The organism is Bradyrhizobium sp. JR4.1 (assembly GCF_040548605.1).
Lineage (GTDB): Bacteria > Pseudomonadota > Alphaproteobacteria > Rhizobiales > Xanthobacteraceae > Bradyrhizobium > Bradyrhizobium canariense.
In genome coordinates this window covers 264,694-284,751 of the sequence record NZ_JBEPRY010000002.1, presented here as the reverse complement: position 1 = coordinate 284,751, position 20,058 = coordinate 264,694, and the positions used below count along the sequence as shown (strand labels likewise).

Genomic DNA, 20,058 nt, shown 5'->3' with positions numbered 1-20,058 from the left:
CTTGGCCGCTCCGCCTCTTGACTGCCATTCAAGCAGGCCTGCCCGTTGGCTGCAACTCGGCCAAGGCCGCTGTCATATGCTAGAAAGGCCGAGCTCGGTTGCGAAGGCATAAGGGGTCAAGGAATGAAAGAGCTCGTCGGCGTTGCGGAACAGGTCGCAGCGAAACTGATCGTGCGCAAACAGACAATTGCCGTGGCGGAATCCTCGACCGGCGGCCTGATCTCGGCCAGCCTTCTCGCGGTACCCGGCGCGTCCGCTTATTTCCTCGGCGGCGCCGTAGTCTACACCCGCGATGCCAGGCGCGTGCTGATGGATATTTCGGACGAAGGAATGAAGGGCTTTCGTTCCTCGTCGGAGCCCTACGCGCAACTGTTGGCCGAGCGGATGCGCAGCCGTTTCAACTGCGACTGGGGCCTGTCCGAGACCGGCGCGTCCGGTCCCACCGGCAATCGCTACGGCGATGCGGCGGGCCACAGCTGCATGGCGGTTGCCGGGCCCGCAGTTGAGGTGATGACACTGGAGACGTGCAGCAACGACCGCTTGGCCAATATGCAGATGTTTGCGGCGACAGCGCTGAAATTGCTGCTGAAGAATCTGGAGCAGTGACCTGGCGCGCCGTCGCAACGACGAACGCATCAATCGTCGAACATCTTCGGCGGCACGAACCCGCCGAACTCGCGTTCGATCAGCTCGGCGAGCTTGAGCGGCGTCCGGTCCTCGAGGAAGGGCCCGATGATCTGCACGCCGACCGGCAGCCCGTCCTTCGACAGGCCGAGTGGAACAGCCGTTGCCGGCAGGCCCGTCAGCGTGGCAATGCCGGGCCACGCAAGCTGGTCCGGATAGGCGTGGTCCTTGCCGTCGATATTGATCCGGCGCTTTTCCTGCTCCGGCGAATGATCATGCGGATAGGCCGGCGTGGGCATGATCGGACAGATCACCGCATCGAATGTCCTGAACAGGTGTCGCCATTGCGCGCGTAGGCCGGCGCGGGCGCCTTCGTCGAACACCCAGGCCTGATGCGTGCTGGTGATACCACGCAGCCGTTCGGCAGCGAGGCTCTTGTCGTCGGGCGAGAGCTGCGCTGCACCGGCACGCGCGCCCGCGAGATCGTCCGGCGGAAGGAAGGCGCCGAGGAAGCTCATCAGCATGCGCATGTAGAGGCGAGAGGCATCGGTGAAGTCGGGAAACAGAGGGCTTTCCCGCGTGATGCTTGCACCTGCGCCCGCCAATTGTTTCGCCAGCTTCTCGATCGTGCTGCGAATATCGGCATTCGCAGGCAGCAGCGGATGGCTGTCGATCACCAGCACGCGGAAATCCTTCAGCGCGCGGTGTCGCGCCTCCGGCAGCGCGAGCTTGTATCCGATGCCCAGGTCCAACGGATCGGGGCCTGCCATCACGTCCAGGAGCAGGGGCAGGTCGACTGCGCTCCGCGCCATCGGACCGATCACCGCCATGTCGCGCTCCATCGGGATGGCCGGAAAGGGCGGCGGCGTGTGGCCGCGCGTTGGACAGAGATTGTAGGTCGGCTTGTGCGCATAGACCCCGCAGTGGAAGGCGGGCACGCGCAGCGAGCCGCCGATGTCGGACCCGAGCGAGAGTGGTCCATAGCCCGTCGCGAGCGCCGCAGACGAGCCGCCCGACGAGCCACCCGGCGTGCGGCCGAGATCGAATGGATTGTTGGTCGTACCGTAGATCTCGTTGTAGCTCTGCCAATCAGCTAACCCTACGGGCACGTTGGTCTTGCCGAGGATAACGCCACCGGCCTCCTTCACCCGGGCGATCGACAGCGCATCCTCCGGCGGCCTGAAATCTTTCTGCGGCGTCCAGCCCCAGCTCGTGGGCAGGCCGGCGATGTTGAAGGATTCCTTGATCGTCATCGGCAGGCCGAGCAGCGGCTTGCGCTCGCCGCGCGCCAATGCGGCGTCCGCCTCGCGTGCGGCGTCCAGCGCGCGATCAAAATCCCGCACGCAGATCGCATTGACCTTGCCGTCGTGCCGTTCGATGCGATCGATCGCATCGCGGGTGAGCTCGACCGCGGAAACCTTCTTGGCGGTCAACGCGGCCGACAGTTCGACCGCGCTCTTGAAGCTCCATTCGGATTTGGCCATGGCGCATCTCCTGTTCTTCTTGTCGAACGATGATGCGCAGTTTGGCGGAAGGCCGCAACGGTTGTTTGATCGCGATTGCTGTGCCGCTAGCTGTCATCGCCCGGCTTGACCGGGCGATCCAGTACGCCGAGACGGCTGTGATTGAAACGATAGGCCGCGGCGTACTGGATGCCCCGCCTTCGCGGGGCATGACGCCAGGAGTGGAGGCCTACGCCGCTCCGATCAAAATCCCCACCGCCAGCACGATCGCGCCGCCGAGCACGATCTGGAACACGGCCTGGAGGAACGGCGTGTCCATGTAGCGCGCGCGGATGAAGGCGATCGCCCACAATTCGAAGAACACGACAATTCCGGCAATTCCGGTGGCGATCCAGAATGCGTTGGCCCAGCTGTCGGGCACGAGATAGGGCAGGGTGTGCCCAAGCCCGCCGAGCGTCGTCATCAAGCCGCAGGTGAGACCGCGCAGCCAGGGCGAACCACGTCCGGTTAGCGAGCCGTCGTCGGACAGCGCTTCCGCAAAACCCATGCTGATGCCGGCACCGATCGAGGCGGCGAGGCCGACCAGAAATGTTTGCCAATTCTGATGCGTGGCGAAGGCAGCCGCAAACAGCGGCGCCAGCGTCGAAACCGAGCCGTCCATCAGGCCGGCGAGACCTGGCTGCACATATTGCAGCACGAACATGCGCCGGTTGGTGCGGTCTTCCTCGGCGCGCACGTCTGAACTCAGGATCTGGTCTGTCAGCTTCGCCGCCACCTCTTCGTGGCCTTTCTCGGCTTCGGCCAGATCGCCGAGCAGGCGGCGCACGCCGACATCTTGCGCCTGTTCAGCGGCCTTCACGTAAAAGCGCTCGGCCTGCAATTCCATTGTCTCGACTTCCCTGCGGATGGTGTCGAGCGGCAGGTTTTTGGTGAGCCAGACCGGACGGCGGCGCAGGAAGCCTTTGACATCCTCGCGGCGGATCGGGGGCAAATGCGGACCGAAGCGCTGCTCGTACATTTCCAGCAGCATGTGGCGATGGCCGCGCTCTTCCTCGGCCATCTGCTCGAAGATCTTGGCGGAGTCCGGATAGCGCTCCTTCAGGTCTTCGGCGAAGCTCATGTAGATGCGGCTGTCCTCCTCCTCGGAGGAGATCGCGACCGCAAGCACCTCGCGTTCGGTCAGATCGGCAAAATTCTTCACGGCGGCCCTGTCTGATTAGTTTAGAACAATTCTAAACTATATAGGGCGCTTGGGTTCCCGGGTCAAACCACGCCGCGGCTCTTTGCTAGGAAATCGAGTAGCAGTCGGCTTACCTCGGCCGGCTGCTCCTGCTGCACCCAGTGACCGGCGCCGTCGACGAGGCGGCAGCCGAGCAGCTTCGTGCAGGCCCGCGCCTGCATGGCCTCGAACACGCCGGGACGCTGGTAGGTGCCCCAATCCTGCTTGCCCGAGATGAAGCAGGAGGGGACGTCGATGGTGCGGCCGGCTAGCAACTGGAGCTGGTTGTTGAACGCACCCGATGTGCCGCAGCGATACCATTGCAGGCCGCCCTGGAATCCAGTGCGGCCATATTCGGCGCTGTAGTAGCCGAGCTCGCGGTCGGGCAGCCATTGATTGGCGGCGATCGCGGACGGCGAGGGCATCTCCTTTGCGACCGTCTCGGCCATGGTCTCGTTCAGGTCCATCACATAATAGGTCGGCAGCTTCGCAAGCTCATTCGCCGACCAGGACTTCAGCGGATATGGCTTGTTGTCGGTCCAGTCCGCGCTCTTATGGTGATAGTAGGCCCGCAGGAAATCATGCACGCCCTGCGCCGCGCGGTGCATGTCGGCATTGGCCGGGCGTGTCGCATAGTACCACTGATAATGCTTGCGTGGACGCGGCAAGGCGGCGAGCTCGCGATGCACGGGGTCTTCGGACGGTGGCTTTGCCGGCGCGTCGATCGTGTTGAACGGCAGCGGCGGCGCTCCGCCGAACGGCGCGCTCATCATCGCCACCGAACGGAACACGTCGGGCCGCATCAGCGCGCACCAGGCCGCGACTGGGCTGCCGAAATCATGTCCGACCACATCGACCTGCCTGTACCCGAAAGCCGACACCAGCCCGAGCGCATCCCGCACCAGGTTGAAGAGCGAAAACGGCGCGAGGTCGCCGTCATACTCCGCACTCCATCCCGTCGTCCGGCCATAGCCGCGCTGGTCCGGGGCGATCACGTGATAGCCGGCCGAGCTGAGCGCCGGCATCACCTTGCGCCAGGAGAAGGCTAGCTCGGGAAAGCCGTGCAGCAGCAGGATGCAGGGCCGCCCCTTGGTCTCGAAGCCGGCCTCCAGCACATGCATGCGCAAGCCGTTGATATCGTCGACATAGCGTGAGCGGATGCCGGCGGGGAGAGGGATCTCGGGGAGGTCGGTCATTGCTTTCTCCACACGGGTGGAATCGTAGGGTGGGCAAAGGCGCGCTTCGCGCGCCGTGCCCATCATCATTCTATAACGCGTTTGGCATGGTGGGCACGCTTCGCTTTGCCCACCCTACGGGATATCGGCTAGATCACACCGCCGCGCAGACGAAGCCGCTGCCCTTGCGCCGGATCTTCCCCACCGAAGGCGAGGGGAAATGCGCGGTGCAGCACAGCGTGTCGGTGTCGCAATAGCGTTCCAGGAAGCTGCGGCGCGTTGCTGCCGCCCTGGCCTGATCGAGGTCGAACTTGACCGACAGCTCCGGATAGAGCGTCTGGATCGGCGAGTGCATGAGGTCGCCGGAGAACACAGCGTCGTCCTTGCCGTGTCCCATGGTGATGGCGATATGGCCCGGCGTGTGGCCCGGCGTCGGCAGAATACGAACGTGGTCGCCGATCTGGTGATCGTTGCCGACGAGCTCGTGGCGTTTGGCCTCGACCACCGGCAGCACGCTGTCCACGAAGGGCGGCACTTCTGCCTTCGCGTTCTGCTCGGTCCAATGATCGAATTCCTGCTTGGCGAAGACGTAGCGCGCGTTGGGGAAAGTCGGCACCCAGCGGCCGTTCTCCAGCCGCGTGTTCCAGCCGACGTGATCGACATGCAGATGCGTGCACATCACGAAGTCGATGTCGTCAGGCGAGAATCCGGCAGCGTTGAGTCCGCGCAGATAGGTGTCGTCGGTCTTCATGTTCCATTTCGGACGCTGCGGCCGCGGCTTGTCGTTGCCGATGCAGCTGTCGACCAGAATGGTGTGGTGCGGCGTCTTGATCACATAGGACTGGAAGCACAGCATCAACGTGTCGCTGTCATCCAGGGCTTTCGCCTGCCTCATCCACGCCCGGTTCTCAGCCAGCAGCTCCGGTGTCAGCCCCGGCAACATCTCCAGCGCCGGCACGAACGAGGTTTCCTGCTCGACGACGCGATGGATGGTGAGGTCGCCAACCGCGTATTTCAGGCTCATGCTCGCTTCCTTGCACTCAGCGTGCGTCACGCACGGATGGAATGACGATGTTGGAGAGGACGTCGATCGCGGCCAGCCCTTCCTTCGGCTGGCCGTATTGGGCAGCGGTGGTCATCATGACGAGATCAAGCTCGGGCACGATGAAAATGCGTTGTCCGCCCCAGCCGAAGGCGCCAACCCATTTGATTTCCCTCCCGCCGGCCAGCGAGCGGCCCATCCACCATTGATAGCCGTAGAACAGCGTGCCGCCGAAATAGCCGATCGCCTGGAAGCGCGGTGCGATCGATTGTGCAATCCAATCGGCCGAGACGATTTGTTGGCCGTTCCACTGGCCGCGATCGAGCACGAGCTGGCCGAGCTTGGCGGCATCTCGCGGACGCAAGCGCAGGCCGGCGGCCGCCGCGATCTTGCCGTTCTTCGGGTAGGCCTTCCACACGAAATCGGCGATCCCGAGCCGCTGGAACAGCGCCTCGCGCGCAAACGTCTCCAGCGGCTTGCCCGAGACGCGTTCAAGGATATTGCCGAGCAGTTCAGTCCCGCCGCCATTATAGGTCCAGAGCACATCCGGCGGCGCGGCGACCGGCCTTCCGAGCACATAATCAATCGGATCGGCTTCAAAGGTGAGATGCGGCTCGTCGTTGTTCGGATCGGTCCATGCCCGCGCCTCGTCCCATTTCATTCCCGAGGACATCGTCAGCAGATGGCGCAGCGTGATGGCCTCCCAGCCCGCCTGCTTCACCGCCTGATGGTCGGGGAAGAATTTGAGCACAGGTTCGTCGACGCCTTCGATCAGCTTGCGATCGATCGCGATACCGATGAGCAGCGAAACGACACTCTTCGATGCCGAACGCATGTCGTGCTTCGTCGTCGCGGTGAATTCGTGCTGGCCTTCCGGTTGTCCCCAGGGTTGATCGTAGCCGGCGAAGTATTGCTCGAAGACGAGCTTGCCGTGGCGCGCCACGACAACCGAATGAACCGAAGTCGCGCGTTGTTCGAGTCGTGCGGCGATCCCGCAAAGTTTTGCGCCGTCCATGCCGACGCTGTCGGGCGACGCAGTCGTCCAGCCGTCGTCGGTTGACGATGGCGGCTCGCAGGCGAGGTTTCGCTGTCCAGGCACCATGCCGTCGGCTTGCACGGAAGTGGTTGAGACGGTCAACGCGAGCATGAGGCTCGCGCCGAGAATGCTGAGGCGGGGGAAGCGATCGCGCATCATCCTTCTCCCCGCAGTCGCGATACTACGCCGCCGGCGGCACCGAGATCTTCACGGAGGGCCGCTCCAGCATCTTCTGGTGGAACGCGTCGAGCTTCGGATAGGCCTTGCGCCAGCCGCAATCGGCAAAGCGGAAGTCGGCATAGCCGAGCACGCAGACGAGGCCGATCTGCGAGATGTCGAAGGGGCCGTTCAGCACCTCGGGCATGTTCTCGAAGCGCGCCATTCCGGTCCAGGCCCGGTTCCAATGGTCGTCCGACCACGCCTGCCATTGCAGGCCCTGCGGCCGCACCATCTTCTCGTAGCGGCACAGCAGAATGGAATCGAGCATGCCGTTGATCAGGGCGTGATTGGTCTTGGCCTTCCAGCGCCGCGGACCGTAATCGGGGATCAGGCTGCCGCCGGCCATCTCGTTGAGATATTCGACGATGACGTAGGAGTCCAATATGACATCGCCGTCATTGGTGATCAGCACCGGCAGCTTCTTCAGCGGCGTGATCTTCGAATAGTCCTCGTTGGCCGTACCGGGCGCGACGGCTGCCGGCGTGAACTCGATCTTGTCGATCAGCCCGAGCTCGATTGCGGCGATGCGCACCTTGCGGGCGAAGGGCGAGGCGGGGGAGAAGGTGAGCTTCATGGCGAGTATCCAAAAAAATGAAAGTTTTAGTTCGTCATTGCGAGGAGCACTTGCGACGAAGCAATCCAGACTGTCTCCGCGGATGGATTACTGGATTGCTTCGCTTCGCTCGCAATGACGGGGAGAGGGCCACGGCTTACGCCGCGACGATCTCCTGGCGCTGCTCGCCGAGGCCCTCGATGCCGAGCGTGATGACGTCGCCGACATTGAGGAAGGTCGGCGGCTTCATGCCGAGGCCGACGCCGGGCGGGGTGCCCGTCGTGATGATGTCGCCCGGCAGCAGCGTCATGAACTGCGAGACATAGGAGATGCACTTGGCCATCGAGAAGATCATGGTCTTGGTCGAGCCGGTCTGGCGGCGCTGGCCGTTGACGTCGAGCCACATCGGCAGGTTCTGCACGTCCTTGATCTCGTCCTTGGTGGCGAGCCAGGGGCCGAGCGGGCCGAACGTGTCGTGCGACTTGCCCTTGGTCCACTGACCCAGGCGCTCGATCTGGAAGGCGCGCTCGGAGACGTCGTTGCAGACGCAGTAACCGGCGACGTGGTTGAGCGCGTCGGCTTCAGAGACGTATTTTGCGCGCGTGCCGATGATCGCGGCGATCTCGACCTCCCAGTCGAGCTTGGTCGAGCCGCGCGGCTTCTCGATGGCGTCGTTCGGGCCGGACAGCGAGGTGTTGGCCTTCATGAAAATGATCGGCTCGCTCGGGATCTCCGCGCCGGTCTCCTTGGCGTGGTCGCTGTAGTTGAGGCCGATCGCCACGAATTTCGACATGCCGGTGACGGGGGCGCCGAACCGCGGCTTACCGGAGACGGCGGGCAGCGAGGCGGGATCGAGCGCCGCCAGCTTCTTCAGGCTCTCGGGCGAATAGGCCTCGCCGGTCAGGTCCTTCACATGCGCCGACAGGTCCCGCAACTGGCCGGATTTGTCGATCAGGCCGGGCTTTTCCGCACCCTTCTCGCCATAACGAACAAGCTTCATTCTCGTTTCTCCCTGGAATGGACCGATCGGTTGAACAGCTTCATGGAACAGGGCGGCGGGAAATTCAACCGCTCATAGAGGGGCGCATTGCAGCCCTCTCAATTCGGGAGGTTCGTCCGGGGCACGAGACTAGGCCAGCGCCTCGAACCTGAATGCGTCCCTGTCCCGCTTGATATGCCCGGCCGAAAAATGCCCGCCGATCACCAGCGTCGGGGTGTCGGCAAACCGGCCGAACAATTCGCGCCGCGTCGTAGCCGATTGGCTTTGGTCGGAATCCGCGGTCGAGGACCAGCCGAGATGCGCCATCTGGCAGGGATGATGGGCGACGTCGCCCGTCAGCAGTCCCTGCTCGCCTCCCGACTGGATCAGAATGCTCATATGCCCGGGGCTGTGGCCGGGGGTTGGGATCATGCTGATCTCGTCGCTGAGCCGGTGGTCGCTCGCGACCAACTCGGCCCGGTCTGCATCGACGATCGGCTCCACGGAATCGCCAAACACGGCCTGCTTGTCCGGCTCGGTGGAATGGTCGCGCCAATGCTCATACTCGGTCTTGCCGAAGACATAGCGCGCGTTGGGGAAGGTCGGCACCCATTTGCCGTCGACCCATTTCGTGTTCCAGCCGACATGGTCGACATGAAGATGCGTGCACAGCACGGTATCGATGCTGTCAGGGGGAAAGCCCGCCGCAATCATCGTCTCCAGGAACGGCGTGGTGCGATTGTTCCAGGTCGGGACGTTGCGGCCCTGCTTGTCGTTGCCAAGCCCGGTATCGACAACGATGCGGCGCGTCGGCGTCTCCACCACCAGCGAATGGATTGACATTTTCAGCCGGCCCTCTTCGGTGGCGAAATGCGGGATCAGCCAGGGCAGCTTCTGGATTTCTGCATTGCTCGCCAAGGGCAGAATGAAGCGGGTCGAGCCGACCGTCTCCAATTCCACGACCTCAGTGATTTTGACCCTGCCGACCTTCCACTGCATCCGGCGCATCCTCATGTTCTTGCTTTGGCGGGGAACATGCGCAGTTTCGCTGTCAGGCGCAATGGATCATCTGACGCGGTGCGGCGTTATCGCGGGAACCCAGGGAAAGACAAAGGGCCAGCCATGCCAGAGCTTGCGATTTCCGCGGAGAAGGTCGCCTTCATCATCGAAAAGGCGCGTGAATTCGACGTCAAGCAGGCGGATTCCGATCCGGATTCCGGCTCGAACGCGACTGATGACGATGCGGTCGACGTCCTCGAGGATGACGGCTCCGATCCGGTCGTCAACGAGCTCGGAAGTTTCATCGTGGCCATGAACGAGGACGAGCAGATCGATCTCGTCACACTGACCTGGCTCGGCCGCGGCGACGGCACGATCGACGATTGGGACGATTTGCGCGCACGCGCGGTGGAGGCGCGCGCCGAGTATCGCAGTCCCCGGCGCGAGACGGCGCATTATCTGCTCGGTGAGCCGATGCTGGGCGATCTGCTCGCCGACGGGCTCGACGAATTCGGCGTCGACTGGACCGACGGAAACCCAGTCGCCGATTCATCCAGTCCGAGCCAGCGGGACGAAGACGAGCCCACCAAGCAACAGCGGTGATTCCGGCCGATATCAGCGCGCGCAGTCAACGACCACGGTGCCGAGCTTGTCGCCTTTCTCGACGGCGATATGGGCCTGCGCCGTCTCCGACAGCGCAAACTGCGCCGCGACATTGTGGATTCGCGGCCCCGCCGCCAGCCATTTCGAGATGTCGGCCTGCGCCGCCGCAAGCAGCGCCGGCGGCAGCGCGAACAAGACGAGCGAGCGGAGCGTGATGCACTTTTCCATCAACTCGCGTAGCGGCACGGTCGGCGTGCGGTTGCCATTCGTGGCGTAGACCGCGATGGTCGAATTCATGGCCATCAACTTCAGCGTCGTCGCAATGTTGCCGCCGAAATCGACATCGACCAAGTGGTCGACCCCGCGTCCGCCGGTGAAGGCCATCGCCTTGGCAACGACATCTTCGTCCCTGTAATTGACCACGAGATCGGCACCGGCTTGTCGCGCCTGCTCGCCTTTCATCGCCGAGCTGACGGTCGCGATCACCTGCGCGCCGCCCCATTTCGCGAGTTGCACGGCGTAATGCCCGACGGCACCCGCGCCGCCGGTGACCAGCACGGTCTTGCCGACGATCGGCCCGTCCGCAAACAGGGAGCACCACGCCGTCATTGCGGGAATGCCCAGCGTCGCGCCTTCCGCAAAAGAGAGATTGTCCGGCAGCGGCGTCACCAGGTGCTCGGCAAGCGCGATATGTTCGGCCGCGGTGCCAAAGGCGCGGCCGTTGCGCTGGCCGTTGAACAGCCAGACCCTGTCGCCGATCTTGAACCCCGTCGCGCCATCGCCGATCTGGTCGATAAAGCCCGCGCCATCGCTGTTCGGAATGACACGCGAAAATTCCTTCGCGCGATAGCTGCCCCCGCGCCGGCCGACATCGGCCGGATTGACGCCGGAGGCTTCCAGTCGAACACGAACTTCGCCTGGACCTGCGACCGGCGTCGCCATCTCACCATAGGTGAGGACGTCCGCCGCCGGTCCTGTCTCCTCGTACCAGACTGCTCTCACAGCGTTCCTGGGAATGCACCGCCATCGAGCAGAAGGTTCTGCCCGGTGATGAAGCCCGCCTTGGCGCCGCACAGGAAGGCGCAGGCGTAGCCGAACTCGTCGGGGTCGCCGAAGCGGCCCGCGGGATTGAGCTTGGCGCGCTCGGCCAGAACCTGGTCCGGCGTGATGCCGCGCTTCTCGGATTCGCCTTTCGCGGTGCTGCGCAGGCGGTCGGTCTCGAACGGGCCCGGCAGCAGGCCGTTGATGGTGACGTTGTTGATCACGGTCTTGCGCGACAGGCCGGCAATGAAGCCGGTGAGGCCGGCGCGCGCTCCGTTGGAGAGACCGAGAATGTCGATCGGCGCCTTCACCGCGGCCGAGGTGATGTTGACGATGCGGCCGAATTTGCGCGTCATCATGCCGTCCACGGTCGATTTGATCAGCTCGATCGGGGTCAGCATGTTGGCGTCGATCGCCTTGATCCAGTCGTCGCGGGTCCAGTTGCGGAAATCGCCGGGCGGCGGTCCGCCGGCATTGTTGATCAGGATATCCGGCTCCGGGCAGGCCTTCAGCACGGCCTCGCGGCCCGCCGGCGTCGTGATGTCGCCGACGATCTCGGTGACGGTCACATCAGGATAGGCCTTGCGGATGTCGTCGGCCGTCTTCTTCAGGGCCTCGGCGCCGCGCGCGGTCAGCGTGACGTGAACGCCGGCCTCGGCCAGCGAGATGGCGCAGGCGCGTCCGAGGCCTTTGCTGGATGCGCAGACGATGGCGCGGCGACCTTTGATCCCAAGATCCACTGTTTCACTCCCGTAATGTCAGCTAGGTTTTTAGAGCCGCTATTCTAGCCAACCTTGGCGCCGCTGATAAGGGATTGGCTCGCATCAAAATGCATGCACGCTCGCGCGGCGATGCAAATGTGCGGGCATCATCAGATGTGCCGCTCCTGCTTGAGACGGTCGATCGCGGAGGCCGCCTCCGGCGGCAGCGACTTGAAGCCCATCCGGCCGACCGTCGAGAACAGCGGCCGCAGGTGCGAACCGGCGAGAAACGGCGGCTCGCGGTTAGCCGGCACGATCTGGTCGAACACCAGCACCAGGGTGGTGGCGACGAGGCCGACCCTGATGGCGCCGAGGGCTGCGCCGCCAAGCCGGTCGCCGATGCCGGCCTGCCGTATCGTGTCGCTCAGCGCCAGCCGGCCGAGATGTCCAAACAGCATGCCGACCACCACGAAGATAACGAAGAACCAGAGCCAGTTCTGCAACAGCGGCGCATTCGGATTGCCCGCGACCTGAGGGACGATCAGCGGCATCAACGCGACGGCGATGGGGGCGGCGAGGAGATAGGCCAGGATCGTCATGGCGCTGCCGAGCAGGCCGGTCCTGAAACCGAAGCCGATCGCGATGACGAACGCCGCATAGACGGCGAGATCGAAACTGTTCATGCGCGTGACCCTGCCATGGAACGAGTGAACGCAGAACCGATCATTCCGGTTTCAGATCGTTAAAGTCGTCTGTATTGATGGCTGCAAAGCTCAAGGAAAGCGTCATGTCGGACCTATTCGACGTCAGTCAGGAAACCATCCTCGTCACAGGTGCGAGCCAGGGCTTGGGGCGGCAATTTGCCCGGGTGCTGGCGGCGCATGGCGCGGCCGTCGCGCTCGCGGCGCGGCAGACCGACAAGCTGAAGAGCCTGGAAGAGGAGATCCGCGGCAAGGGCGGCCGTGCCGCAGCCGTCGCGCTCGACGTCACCGACACCGCATCGATCGCCAGGGCCGTCGATGCCGCGGAAGCCGCGCTCGGCCCGGTCACGGTGCTGATCAACAATGCCGGCATCGCCATCGAAAAGCTCGCGACCGAGCAGACCGAGGCCGATTGGGACGCGGTGATCGGCGCCAATCTCAAGGGCGCCTATTTCTTAGCGACCGAGATCGCGCGCCGCATGATCGCGCGCAAGCAGGCAGGCAACATCGTCAACATCGCCTCCGTGCTCGGCATCGGCGTGCTGAAGGCGGTGTCGCCTTACGCGATCTCCAAGGCCGGCATCATCCAGGCGACCAAAGCGATGGCGCTGGAGCTCGCGGGGCAGAACATCCGCATCAACGCGCTGGCGCCCGGCTACATCGACACCGAGATGAACCACGCGTTCTGGTCGACGCCGTCGGGCGAGCGCCTGACCAAGCGCATCCCGCAGCGCCGCATCGGCGCCGAGTCCGATCTCGACGGCGCGATCCTGCTGCTGGCCTCGAAGGCCTCGCGGTACATGACGGGCAGCGTGGTGACGGTGGACGGCGGGTTCTTGTTGAATTGAGGAGCTGCCGCACGCTCCGCCCTCATCCTGAGGAGCCGCGAAGCGGCGTCTCGAAGGATGAAGATGAGTGCGAGGTGCGTCCTTCGAGACGCGCGCAAGAGCGCGCTCCTCAGGACGAGGTCGGAGCAAGTGGCTGCCGTAGCCCGCGCAATGCTAGTTTACCCGCATCTCCGCCCTGATCATATCCGCCGCCTTCTCCCCGATCATGATGGTCGGCGCATTGGTATTGCCGCCGATCAGTGTCGGCATGATCGAGGCGTCGACGACGCGCAGGCCCTCGACGCCGTGCACCTTCAGCGCCGGATCGACCACCGCCATCGCGCCCGTGCCCATCTTGCAGGTGCCGACGGGATGATAGACGGTGTCGACCCGCGCGCGCAGGATGGCGCGGATGTCGTCGTCCGTTCTCACATCGGACGTGAACATGTCCTTCTTCTGCAACGCGCGCATCGCGGGCGTCTCCATCAGCCGTCGCGTGGTCTTGAAGCCCGCGACCATTGTCTCGAGATCCTCCGCCTCGCCCAAGAAATTCGGATCGATCATCGGCGCCGCCAGCGGATCGGCGCTTCTCAGCCAGACGCTGCCACGGCTCTTCGGTCGCAACAGGCAGACATGGCATGAAAAGCCCGCCTCCTTGTGCTTCTTGCGGCCGTGGTCGTCGAGCATCGCGATGATGAAGTGCAGCTGGATGTCGGGCACATCGAGGTCGGCTCGGGTCTTCAGGAAGCCGCCACACTCGGCGAAATTGGTGGTCATCAGGCCGCGCCGCTCCCGGCGGTAGCGCTGGATGGCGCGGAGCAGGGATGGCAGCCGTCCGATCGATGAATGGACGAAGTGCGGATAGTCGGAGGCGTAGACGAACACGAAATCCGGATGGTCCTGCAGATTGCGTCCAACGCCCGGCAAATGATGCACGACGCCGATGCCGTGCGCGGCAAGCGCCTCGCCGTCGCCGATGCCTGACAGCATCAGCAATTGCGGTGACTGGAATGCGCCGGAGGCGAGGATCACCTCGCGGCGGGCGCGCAGCTGTTTTGTCTGCTTGCCCTGGAGATATTCGATGCCGACCGCGCGCCCGCCTTCGAACAGGATGCGCGTGGCATGCGCCTGCGTCTCGACACGCAGATTCGCGCGCTTGCCCATGTGCGGATTCACATAGGCGCGCGCCGCGCTCCAGCGCTCGCCATTGTGCTGGGTCACCTGATAGCTGCCGAGCCCTTCATGGTCCTCCGCATTGAAGTCCTCGCGGATGCGGAACTGCGCCTCGCGCGCGGCCTGATGGAAGACGTCATGGATCGGATTGTCCGCGCGCAGCCTGTTGACGTGCAGCGGGCCGCCCTTGCCATGATACGCGCCGTCGAAATCGGCGTTGTTCTCCGAGCGCTTGAAATAGGGCAGCACGTCCGCGTACGACCAGCCGGCATTGCCGAGCGAGGCCCAGTGGTCGTAGTCCCATTTGTTGCCGCGGATGTAGACCATGGCGTTGATCGCCGAGGACCCGCCGAGCCCCTTGCCGCGCGGTTGATAGCCGATACGGCCGTTCAATCCCTTCTGCGGCACGGTATCGAAGCCCCAGTTCGCGACCTTGTACGGCAAAGCGAGTCCGAACGGCGTGGTGATCCGCCAATTGTCGTTCCGACCGCCGGCATCGAGCAGCGCCACGGATGTCCCCGCATCCTCCGACAGCCGCCCCGCCACCGCGCAGCCGCCGGAGCCCGCGCCCACGACGACGAAATCGAATGTGTCCGTCACTGATGTTTCCCCCTTTTATCGTCATTCCGGGGCGATGCGGAGCATCGAACCCGGAATCTCGAGGTTCCGGGTTCGCTTCGCGCCCCGGAACGACCACCCCTACGACATGAACCGCATCATCTTCTCCAGCCGCGCGATCTTGCCGCCGTAGGGGGGATAGAGGTCGGCGAGCCGGTTGAATTTCGAACGATAGAACACCGGCTTCAGCTTGCTGAAGGTGCGAAAGCCCCATTCGCCATGATAGGCGCCGGTGCCGGATGCGCCGACGCCGCCCATCGGCTGGTTGATTTGCGCGAAGTGGAACAGGCAGTCGTTGATGGTGACGCCGCCGGAGACCGTGCGCGCCAGCACCTCGTCGCGCGCAATGCGGTCCTTGCCGAACCAGTACAGCGCCAGCGGCCGGTCGCGGGCGTTGACGAAGGCGATGGCGTCCGCCGGTTCGCGATAGCCGAGCACCGGCAGCACGGGGCCGAAAATCTCCTCCTGCATGACCGCCATCTCTTCCGTCGCGCCCACAATCAGCGTCGGCGGGAATTTGCGGTGCGCCTTCCAGTTCGGATCGTCCGCCTTCGCCGGCTGCAGGATCTTGGCGCCGCGACGTGCCGCATCCGCGACGAGATTCTCCAGCCGCGCATAATGCCGGTCGGAGATCACGGAGGTGTAGTCCTTGTTGGCGGGGTCGGTGCCGAACATGCGTCGCATCTGCGCGCGCACTTTTTCGGCAAAGGCCTGCAGCGAGCGCTCGGGCACCAGCACATAGTCGGGCGCGATGCAGGTCTGCCCGGCATTGAGCAGCTTGCCGTAGGCGATGCGTTCGGCGGCCTCTTCGAGGTCGGCCGAGGCGTCGATGATCACAGGCGACTTGCCGCCGAGCTCGAGCGTGACGGGCGTGAGGTTACGCCCCGCCGCCTCCGCGACCAGCCGCCCCACCCGTGTCGAGCCGGTGAACACCAGATGATCGAACGGCAGCGATGCAAAGGCCTTCGCGACCTCATCCTCGATGCCGGTGACGAGCAACTCCGCAGCATCGAACCGCGCGGCGACCGTCTCCTTCAGCAGGCTTGCGAAATGGGCGACGTGTTCGCTCGGCTTGATGATGACGCGGTTGCCGGCGGCGAGTGCGCCGATCGCGGGCGCGAGCGTCAGCTGCAGCGGATAATTCCACGGCGCGATGATGCCGACGACTCCGAGCGGCTGCGGCATCAGCCGGTTGCGCGCGGGCATGAATTGCAGCGCCGTCGAAACGCGCTGCGGCGCCGTCCAGCTCTTGAGGTGTTTCGTGGCATGACGGATCTCGGAGAACACCATCATGGTCTCGGCGATATTGGTCTCGACCGCGCAGCGGTGGCCGAAATCGGCCGAGATCGCCTGCCGGAAGCGCTCCTCGTTGTCGGCGACGACAGTGCGCAGCCGCGCCAGCCGGTCGAGCCGCTCGGCAAGGCCAGGCGCCGGCTCGGCCCGCGACCGCGCGACCATGGCATGGAAGGCGTCTTCGAGGGCCCGAAGCGGGGCGCTTGTCGGGGACCGGTCCAGGGGGCGGTCAGAGGGGCCGTCCAAGGGACGTCCCAAGGCGTGGTCCATGGCGTTCTCCCCTTGAACTGGCATTTCCGCCTGGTTTTGTTGCCAGCAAGCTGGCCCCTTGGGGAACTTCTGGCAAGGGCGGGCCAAACAGGCCGCAAATTCGTCCACCACGCTGTCATAAAGTCGAAAAAAACGTCCCCGCGGCCCTTTCCAAAGCCATCCCGGGTTGGTACATACCGCCCGCACCCAACGGGCTTTGCCCGGGGTTGCCTTCCAAGGAAGCCTTCGGGACGGACGAAGCAAGCCACGCGAACAGCGCCGGCCCTTCATTCACCGTCCCCGGCACTTTCACGAAGGCAAAGCAACGGTTAACGCGGGGTGGAGCAGCCCGGTAGCTCGTCAGGCTCATAACCTGAAGGTCATAGGTTCAAATCCTATCCCCGCAACCAAGTTCGGACCTTACCGGTCCCGATCCGAAAATGGCCCGCATCGCGCGGGCCATTTTTGTTTTGGGGGGAGCCGTGCGTGAGTGTCACGGGCTCCGACGAATCCCTTGCGGCTGCCTCAGGTGGGTGAGCGTTGCGCCGACAGCGCCGAATTCGGACGTGGCAGCCATTGCGATTTCGACAACCGCTATCGAGCGCACTGTCCCCGTAGTCGCCGGCAGGCGAGCGTCGTTTCGCTGGCACTGCCGAGGAAATCATGCCGCGCCTTGCTCGACGTCGCGCCGAGCATCTGCTGGTGGGGAGGCGTGGTCTCGTGATTCAGCGTCCTTCGAAAGCACGCACGAAAAAAGGCGGGCCGGCAAAGTGCCGGCCCGCGCCAGATCAAATGGTATTACCGCCAGAGTGCGTCTTACTTTTCGGAGAGCTCCTGCCGGGCCTCGACTGAGGCATCCGCCTGTCGCGGCTTGGCTGCATGGGGGCAGACCATGGTCAGATTGAGCAATGTCGGCGCGTGATCCTCGCCATTGCCGTACTCCCAGACCAGACGAATCTCGTGTTGGTCGGAATTGGCGTCGTCCTTCTGGTGCTGCCTGATGTCCGCCTTCATCGGAATCGGCGGCTCCGAGTTGAAGCACTTGCGGATGGACGCATCCAGCAGCGCGCATTTGGTCGGCGGGACCACGACACGTTCGTCGTTCGACAGCGGCGTGGTGTTGGGCTGGGCGGTGAGCTGGAGGCGGGCATGGCCGAGCGCCTTGAACCACACCTTGCCGCTACCGTTCGGCCATGTCTCCAGCGGCGACAGGATCGGCTGATACTGGCCGTATTCCATCGTCTCGATGTCGATCTGCTTGGAGGCCTTAAGCCTGGCAACGCTCCGCTTCATGTTCTCGAGCGGATAGTAGTTGCCGTTCATCAGGTCTTTGTAGTTTTGATCGTCGTAGATTGTGCCCATTGATCGCTCTCGATTTTTCGCCGCGTACTGGCACAGATACTGGCAAGTATTCCACGGCAGCGAGCTCAACGACGAGCCACGCTTGTGCCCCCAAGCTTACCTGCGAACGCTATCATTCGCGAAGATGTGGCGTCAACGAAAGCAATCTGAGAGCGTCTCACTGTGCATGTCTTGCGCTCTTATTTGTCGGCCGCACCGGCCAAGGTCAGCGGGCCTTTCGCATCGGCGTTGCGAGGCCCCCAGCGTGTAAACGCAACTGCGGCGGAGGAAAGGAGGCCCAGCAACATCATTGAAGCAGCCGTGAGCGAGAAAAAGCTCTCGGTCGTTGCCGTCTGCGAGACCAGATACCAGCCGCCAAGCACGATGAAGAGCAGCCGTGCGGTCTGCGCGAGCACTGGACCGAGCACATTCCCGGCACCCTGCGACGAGAAATACATCGCCGAGGCAAGCCCGATGAAGGCATAGAACGGAGCGACGGTGCGGAGAAATTGCCGGCTGGCGGTGCCCGCCTCGGCGTCGTCCGTGAAGAGACTAACCCACGGTCCGGGGAAGAGAGCAACCGCGCACGCTAGCGTCCCGATAACAACCAGTGCCACGAGGCCGGTCGTCCAGGCGATCCGGCGGGCACGCGCGATGCGCCCCGCGCCGATCGCAACGCCAATCATGGGCACCGAGCCGATGCCAACAGAGAAGGCGATGGTCGCCAGCACGTATTCCAGGCGCGCGCCGATGCCATAAGCCGCGAGGACCGCGGTGCCGAACACGGCAAGCATGTGAGTCAAGACGAGGTTCGTCAGCGTATTTTGCAGTGGGGAGAAGCAGCCGACCACGCCGACCTTGAGGATGTCGGCAAACAACGGCCACCGCATACGAAACCCATTCAGCCGGGGAATGATGCCACCCCGGCCGGAGAACAGGTACCAGCTCATAATCGCAATATTGATCGAATACGCGATCAACGACCCTGTCGCGACCCCCGGCATCCCGAATTGGGGTACGGGTCCGAGACCAAGACCTAGCGTTCCGCCAAGGATGATCTGCAAGATCGCAGAGTTGACGATCATCAGCGACGGCAATTTCATGTTGCCGGTGCCGCGCAGGACGCCGGCTAGAATATTGACCAGCCAGGTGAGCACGGCTCCGCCGAAGTACACTTGGCTGTAGGCGACTGCCAGCGCCAGCACATCCCCCTTGCCGCCGAGCAACTCCAGCAGTTGCCGGCCACCGATGAGCATGCCAAGCGTGAAAACCAGGCCGAAGAAGACGGCGATCAGCAGTGCGTGCGTGGCCAGGCTCTCCGCCCGGTCGCGGTCACCCGCGCCGAGCGCGCGGGAAATGGCCGACGCCACACCGCCGCCCATCGACGCGCCCGACATGCTCATGGTCAGCATCACGCAGGGAAACACCAGCGCCATTGCTGCCAGCGCTTCGATCCCGAGTTTCCCAATATAGGAGGTTTCCGCGATCGCAACCAAGGTGCCGGCCGAAAACGCGAGCGCGTTCGGCCAGGCGAGCGAGAGCAGCGTCCGCAGGATCGGTCCGTCGAGCAGCGTATTCGCGACTGGGCGAGGGGGCGGCGACAACGGACCTTCCTTGTTGTCGAACTGTCGGGTCCGACCAGAGATCAGGACTTGGGTGGCTTGTGCGGACAGACCATCGTCAAATTGAGCAGTTTGGGCGTGTTGCTGTCGGCCTCGTACTCCCACTCCAGCCGGATCTCGTGCCGGTCGGCGTTCCGATCCGTCGACGCATGCGTGATGATGTTGGTCTTCATCGGAATCGGAGGCTCCGAGTTGAAGCACTTCCGGACACAGGCATCGAGCAAGGCACATCGCGTCAGCGGAATCACGTCCGGCTCGTCCTTCGACAGCGGCGTGGTATTCGGTTGGGAGGTGAGGTCGACGCGCGCACGGCCCTTCTCCTTGTGCCAGTGCTTCGCGCTGCCCTGCGGCCACTTGCTCTTCGGCGTCAAAATCAGGTGATACTGGCCGTATTCCAATGTCGGGAGATGGATATTTTCCGAGGCTTTGAGCTTCTTTACGCTCTTCTTCATGTTCTCCAATGGATAGTAATTACCATTCATCAGGTCCTTAAATGGCTTACCCGTGTAAACTCTCATGCCCATGTATTTTGTCCCTCAATCAATGCTTGGCTTCCCTGGGAAATATGCAGCTCTGCGAA

At 63.7% G+C, this 20,058-nt stretch carries 19 protein-coding genes and 1 tRNA gene; 4 read left to right on the top strand and 16 right to left on the bottom strand.

The window, feature by feature from the left end; genetic code table 11:
* Nucleotides 1-123: 123 nt before the first annotated feature.
* Nucleotides 124-606 (top strand): CinA family protein, encoded by a 483-nt coding sequence (locus ABIB90_RS06600; RefSeq protein ID WP_354200486.1) that lies wholly within the window; start codon nucleotides 124-126, stop codon nucleotides 604-606.
* 29 nt (nucleotides 607-635) lie between these two features.
* Here ABIB90_RS06600 and ABIB90_RS06595 read toward each other — a convergent pair whose 3' ends face one another.
* The 8 genes from ABIB90_RS06595 to ABIB90_RS06560 all read right to left on the bottom strand — a co-directional run bounded on the left by ABIB90_RS06595 (nucleotide 636) and on the right by ABIB90_RS06560 (nucleotide 9,309).
* The gene (locus ABIB90_RS06595) at nucleotides 636-2,108 is read right to left on the bottom strand and encodes an amidase (RefSeq protein WP_354200484.1); all 1,473 of its coding nucleotides are present in this window, start codon (nucleotides 2,106-2,108) and stop codon (nucleotides 636-638) included.
* 208 nt (nucleotides 2,109-2,316) lie between these two features.
* On the bottom strand, nucleotides 2,317-3,288 hold the full coding sequence (gene mbfA / locus ABIB90_RS06590; RefSeq protein WP_219682962.1) for an iron exporter MbfA: 972 nt from the start codon (nucleotides 3,286-3,288) through the stop codon (nucleotides 2,317-2,319).
* Between the two features lie 62 nt (nucleotides 3,289-3,350).
* Nucleotides 3,351-4,502: an alpha/beta hydrolase gene (locus ABIB90_RS06585; RefSeq protein ID WP_354200483.1), complete on the bottom strand. Its 1,152-nt coding sequence runs from the start codon at nucleotides 4,500-4,502 to the stop codon at nucleotides 3,351-3,353.
* Nucleotides 4,503-4,635: 133 nt separating this feature from the next.
* Nucleotides 4,636-5,505: an MBL fold metallo-hydrolase gene (locus tag ABIB90_RS06580; RefSeq protein WP_354200482.1), complete on the bottom strand. Its 870-nt coding sequence runs from the start codon at nucleotides 5,503-5,505 to the stop codon at nucleotides 4,636-4,638.
* A 16-nt stretch (nucleotides 5,506-5,521) separates the two neighbouring features.
* Nucleotides 5,522-6,715, bottom strand: a complete 1,194-nt coding sequence (locus tag ABIB90_RS06575) for a serine hydrolase domain-containing protein (RefSeq protein WP_354200481.1) — start codon at nucleotides 6,713-6,715, stop codon at nucleotides 5,522-5,524.
* Nucleotides 6,716-6,740: 25 nt separating this feature from the next.
* Entirely contained in the window at nucleotides 6,741-7,352 is a 612-nt protein-coding gene (locus tag ABIB90_RS06570) for a glutathione S-transferase family protein (RefSeq protein WP_354200480.1), read from the bottom strand.
* 136 nt (nucleotides 7,353-7,488) lie between these two features.
* The gene (locus ABIB90_RS06565; protein ID WP_018457567.1) at nucleotides 7,489-8,331 is read right to left on the bottom strand and encodes a fumarylacetoacetate hydrolase family protein; all 843 of its coding nucleotides are present in this window, start codon (nucleotides 8,329-8,331) and stop codon (nucleotides 7,489-7,491) included.
* Between the two features lie 129 nt (nucleotides 8,332-8,460).
* Nucleotides 8,461-9,309 (bottom strand): MBL fold metallo-hydrolase, encoded by an 849-nt coding sequence (locus ABIB90_RS06560; RefSeq protein WP_354200479.1) that lies wholly within the window; start codon nucleotides 9,307-9,309, stop codon nucleotides 8,461-8,463.
* Nucleotides 9,310-9,432: 123 nt separating this feature from the next.
* On the opposite strand from ABIB90_RS06560, the gene ABIB90_RS06555 reads away from it, so the two are divergent.
* Nucleotides 9,433-9,912, top strand: coding sequence for a DUF3775 domain-containing protein (locus ABIB90_RS06555; protein ID WP_354200478.1), 480 nt, complete (start codon nucleotides 9,433-9,435; stop codon nucleotides 9,910-9,912).
* 12 nt (nucleotides 9,913-9,924) lie between these two features.
* On the opposite strand, the gene ABIB90_RS06550 is transcribed toward ABIB90_RS06555, so the two are convergent.
* From ABIB90_RS06550 to ABIB90_RS06540, 3 genes are all read right to left on the bottom strand, one after another.
* Nucleotides 9,925-10,914 carry an NADPH:quinone reductase gene (locus ABIB90_RS06550; RefSeq protein WP_354200477.1) on the bottom strand — a complete coding sequence of 330 codons (990 nt, stop codon included), beginning with the start codon at nucleotides 10,912-10,914 and terminating at the stop codon, nucleotides 9,925-9,927.
* Nucleotides 10,911-11,693 (bottom strand): SDR family oxidoreductase, encoded by a 783-nt coding sequence (locus tag ABIB90_RS06545; protein ID WP_007599602.1) that lies wholly within the window; start codon nucleotides 11,691-11,693, stop codon nucleotides 10,911-10,913. Before ABIB90_RS06545 ends, ABIB90_RS06550 begins: the two co-directional genes overlap by 4 nt.
* Before the next feature lie 131 nt (nucleotides 11,694-11,824).
* Nucleotides 11,825-12,337: a CvpA family protein gene (locus tag ABIB90_RS06540; RefSeq protein WP_007599604.1), complete on the bottom strand. Its 513-nt coding sequence runs from the start codon at nucleotides 12,335-12,337 to the stop codon at nucleotides 11,825-11,827.
* A 104-nt stretch (nucleotides 12,338-12,441) separates the two neighbouring features.
* Between ABIB90_RS06540 and ABIB90_RS06535 the strand changes: the two genes are divergently transcribed.
* Nucleotides 12,442-13,203 carry an SDR family oxidoreductase gene (locus ABIB90_RS06535; protein WP_354200476.1) on the top strand — a complete coding sequence of 254 codons (762 nt, stop codon included), beginning with the start codon at nucleotides 12,442-12,444 and terminating at the stop codon, nucleotides 13,201-13,203.
* Nucleotides 13,204-13,356: 153 nt separating this feature from the next.
* Here ABIB90_RS06535 and ABIB90_RS06530 read toward each other — a convergent pair whose 3' ends face one another.
* Nucleotides 13,357-14,955, bottom strand: a complete 1,599-nt coding sequence (locus tag ABIB90_RS06530; RefSeq protein ID WP_354200475.1) for a GMC family oxidoreductase — start codon at nucleotides 14,953-14,955, stop codon at nucleotides 13,357-13,359.
* Nucleotides 14,956-15,054: 99 nt separating this feature from the next.
* Nucleotides 15,055-16,536, bottom strand: a complete 1,482-nt coding sequence (locus ABIB90_RS06525; RefSeq protein WP_354200474.1) for a coniferyl aldehyde dehydrogenase — start codon at nucleotides 16,534-16,536, stop codon at nucleotides 15,055-15,057.
* 312 nt (nucleotides 16,537-16,848) lie between these two features.
* Between ABIB90_RS06525 and ABIB90_RS06520 the strand changes: the two genes are divergently transcribed.
* Nucleotides 16,849-16,925 (top strand) — tRNA-Met (locus tag ABIB90_RS06520).
* A gap of 406 nt (nucleotides 16,926-17,331) precedes the next feature.
* Here ABIB90_RS06520 and ABIB90_RS06515 read toward each other — a convergent pair.
* The 3 genes from ABIB90_RS06515 to ABIB90_RS06505 all read right to left on the bottom strand — a co-directional run bounded on the left by ABIB90_RS06515 (nucleotide 17,332) and on the right by ABIB90_RS06505 (nucleotide 20,002).
* Nucleotides 17,332-17,877 (bottom strand): hypothetical protein, encoded by a 546-nt coding sequence (locus ABIB90_RS06515; protein WP_354200473.1) that lies wholly within the window; start codon nucleotides 17,875-17,877, stop codon nucleotides 17,332-17,334.
* Nucleotides 17,878-18,056: 179 nt separating this feature from the next.
* Entirely contained in the window at nucleotides 18,057-19,460 is a 1,404-nt protein-coding gene (locus tag ABIB90_RS06510; protein WP_354200472.1) for an MATE family efflux transporter, read from the bottom strand.
* A 41-nt stretch (nucleotides 19,461-19,501) separates the two neighbouring features.
* Entirely contained in the window at nucleotides 19,502-20,002 is a 501-nt protein-coding gene (locus tag ABIB90_RS06505; protein WP_354200471.1) for a hypothetical protein, read from the bottom strand.
* Nucleotides 20,003-20,058 lie beyond the last annotated feature (56 nt).